Source organism: Longimicrobium sp. (genome assembly GCF_036280135.1).
GTDB lineage: Bacteria > Gemmatimonadota > Gemmatimonadetes > Longimicrobiales > Longimicrobiaceae > Longimicrobium.
In genome coordinates, this window is the sequence record NZ_DASURI010000376.1 from 1 (window position 1) to 2737 (window position 2737).

General features: G+C 68.7%; 3 protein-coding genes and 1 pseudogene. All 4 read right to left on the reverse strand.

The window, feature by feature from the left end:
* Positions 1-386 (reverse strand): RES family NAD+ phosphorylase (locus VFZ20_RS11805; protein ID WP_329684081.1); only part of this gene is annotated, 386 nt, incomplete at its 3' end.
* On the reverse strand, positions 383-817 hold the full coding sequence (locus VFZ20_RS11810; protein ID WP_329684082.1) for an antitoxin Xre/MbcA/ParS toxin-binding domain-containing protein: 435 nt from the start codon (positions 815-817) through the stop codon (positions 383-385). The genes VFZ20_RS11805 and VFZ20_RS11810, both read right to left, overlap by 4 nt.
* 188 nt (positions 818-1005) lie before the next feature.
* On the reverse strand, positions 1006-2148 hold the full coding sequence (locus tag VFZ20_RS11815) for an FAD-binding oxidoreductase (RefSeq protein WP_329684083.1): 1143 nt from the start codon (positions 2146-2148) through the stop codon (positions 1006-1008).
* Positions 2141-2737 (reverse strand): annotated as a pseudogene (locus VFZ20_RS11820) (hypothetical protein); the annotation flags it as partial. The pseudogene VFZ20_RS11820 and the gene VFZ20_RS11815, both read right to left, overlap by 8 nt.

A 2737-nucleotide genomic window follows, 5' to 3' on the forward strand; every position in this document is an offset into this window, starting at 1 on the left:
TGCTCCGGGTTGATGAGCACGTTCCTGCCCACCGGCCGGGACGGAATCGCGGGCACGACCAGGGCAGCGCTTCGGCGCTGCTGCAGCCACGTATCTCCCAGCGAGAGGGCGACCGGAGACTCCTTTCGGTCCCAGCCCGGAATGGCCGCGGGGTCAGCCACCTCCACGAGGTCGTCAGGAACGTCGATGCGAAACGCGTGGTGCGCCCCTGGAAGGGTACGGGGCCGCGCGGCATGGGCCAGGAGTTCGAGAATTGCCCCGGCAAAGCTGTCCGCGGCATAAATCATCGGGCGCCCGGGGGAGTTCCACCGGGCGCCCACGAGCCGTGCCCCCGTACCGTCGAATGGCGGATGCTTTGTCTTGCAGATGCGCCAGGCCGTGATCATACCGGGAGGGCGTATTCGATCTTCATCAACAGCATCTCGACCTGCCGAGTGCCGAGATCGCTGCGCGCCAGGTCGACCGGCCGTTCGCCGCCGAGCTGTGGTTGTGCGCTGGTGAGAAACTCGTGCGCCAAGTCTGGATCTTCCCACACATCCTCGGCAAGGGCCGTCATGCGGGCAAGGCGCTCGAGCCGCTGGCTTTCCTCGGGGTCGAGCCGCTGGCGACGGCGAAGCGTCGTCTTGGGAACGATGCGGTACTTCAGCTCGGCCGCGCCGCGATCATCGTGCGTCACGTGCCGAACGACAGCGTCCAGCGCCGTCACCGGCAGGCCGAATTCCACCATCTCGCGCAACTCCCCGATGCTGCTGATGGACCGGCCCAGGGTTCCCTCGCCGCCCATCACGTCCGCCACACGCGCTGCATTGATCGACATCAACCCTCCTCGGGTATACCAGTTGGATCGAATTTAAGCTCCACTTGGCACAAGAGTCAACGGAGTCGCTCTCCGCGTCGTCACCAGAGCAGACAAAGGCGATCGTGGACCGTGGACAGGCAAAGCGGAGGCGTGCCATCCGGCACGCCCCCGCTTTCATTTCCGCCGGATCCGCCGGCCCATCTCCGCTACGCGCTGCCCCCCGCCGGGCCGAACGCGTCGCCCAGCGCCGACGCGCCCGTGAGCGCCCGCTCCGCCGCCGCGCGGCCGCACAGCGCGCCGATGACGTTGCCCGTGCCGCTGTACCCGCCCGCGGCCCACACGCCGGGGCGCACCTCGTCCAGCAGGGGCAGCCCCGTTTGCGTGTAGCCCACGGACGCGGCCCAGCGGTGCGTCACCGGCGCCCGCACGCCGATGCGCTCGCGGAGGAACCGGTCCAGCCGCGCCTGGATGGCGTCACCGGGGACGGCCTCGTGCGTCCACTCGCCCTCGCCGCCAAGGTCGCGAAAGCCGCCCAAGGCCACGCGGCCGTCCGGCAGCTGCTGCCAGTACTCGTAGCCCCAGCGGGCGTAGACGGGGCGCGGCACGCGCACCTCGTCCGTGGGCGCCGTGGCCAGCATCTGCAGCCGCGCCGTGCGCACGCGGCCCTCCAGCTCCGGGAACAGCCGCTCCAGCCGGCCGTCCACCGCCACGATCACCTTGCCGCAGCGGACGGTCCCCGACGGCGTCCGCACCTCGCCGGGGCGCACCTCCAGCGCGGGCGCGTGCTCGTACAGCCGCGCGCCGGCCTCCACCTCGCGCCGCGCCAGGATGCGGCAGCGCAGCAGGGGGTTGAACGCGCAGTCCGTCGGCATCAGCAGCCCGTGCCCCTCCGGGCCCTCGTACCACTCCACGGGAAAGCCGTCCGCGCGCAGGGCGTCGTACTGCAGCCGGCAGTCCTCCAGTTCCTCCGGCGAGTCGGCCACGCGCAGGGAGCCCGTCTGCCGCACGGCCTCCGGCGTCTCGGCGGTGATGCGCCGCATCTCGTCGATCGTGAGGGCGTAGATGCGGCGGGCACGTTCGTGGCCGTGGCGGCGCACGGCGTCGTGGTAGAAGTCGTACGTGCCCGCCAGCAGGAACCCGCCGTTGCGCCCCGCCGCGCCGGAGGCCACGTGTCCCGCGTCGATGCCCACGACGGATGCGCCGCGCCGCAGCAGCTCGCCCACGGCCGTGAGCCCCGACCCGCCCAACCCCACCACGCACACGTCCGCCGACACGTCGCCGTCCAGCGCGGGCAGGTGCGCCCAGTCGTGGTCGTCCCAGACGGGGGTGTTCTCGGGCAGGTCAGCCATGCGCACGCGCGGCGGGATGGTTGGGGATCGTGGCCTGGATGCGCAGCTGCAGCTTGTCCTTCAGGTCCTCCGGCGTGGACCAGGCAATGTAGTTGTACTGCCGCGTATCAAAGTGGAGCTTTTCCACGTCGGACTCGCGACAGGTCCAGATGACGGGAATTCCCAGCCCCAGCGCGAACCCCGCTTCGAAATACACGTTGCTGCGATCGCCGCTGAAGTCCGCCACGACGAGTCCGCTGCGGCGGATCTCCGCGATGATGCGGTCGTCCACCTTGTCGTTGTGCTCTTGGAAATCCAACCGAACCGCCCGGTAACCCGTGAATTCCAGAGCGGGCTTGAGCCCATTTTCCCAAGTAGTGAGCATCTCCCGATCGAACCACATGGCTACGAATGCCTGGTTGGAGACGGTGCGTGCTCGACGCAACTCGTCAACACGTTTCCATCCCTCAAGGTCCAGACGGCAACGATCATTGGCGGTTCTCTCAATGTAAGATAACGCCACCGCCTTATCCAAATAGTGAACGAGGTCCCGAGGACCCCGTCCGTATACCAACGGAAAATCTTTCTGTGGCTCGATCCGCACATAACT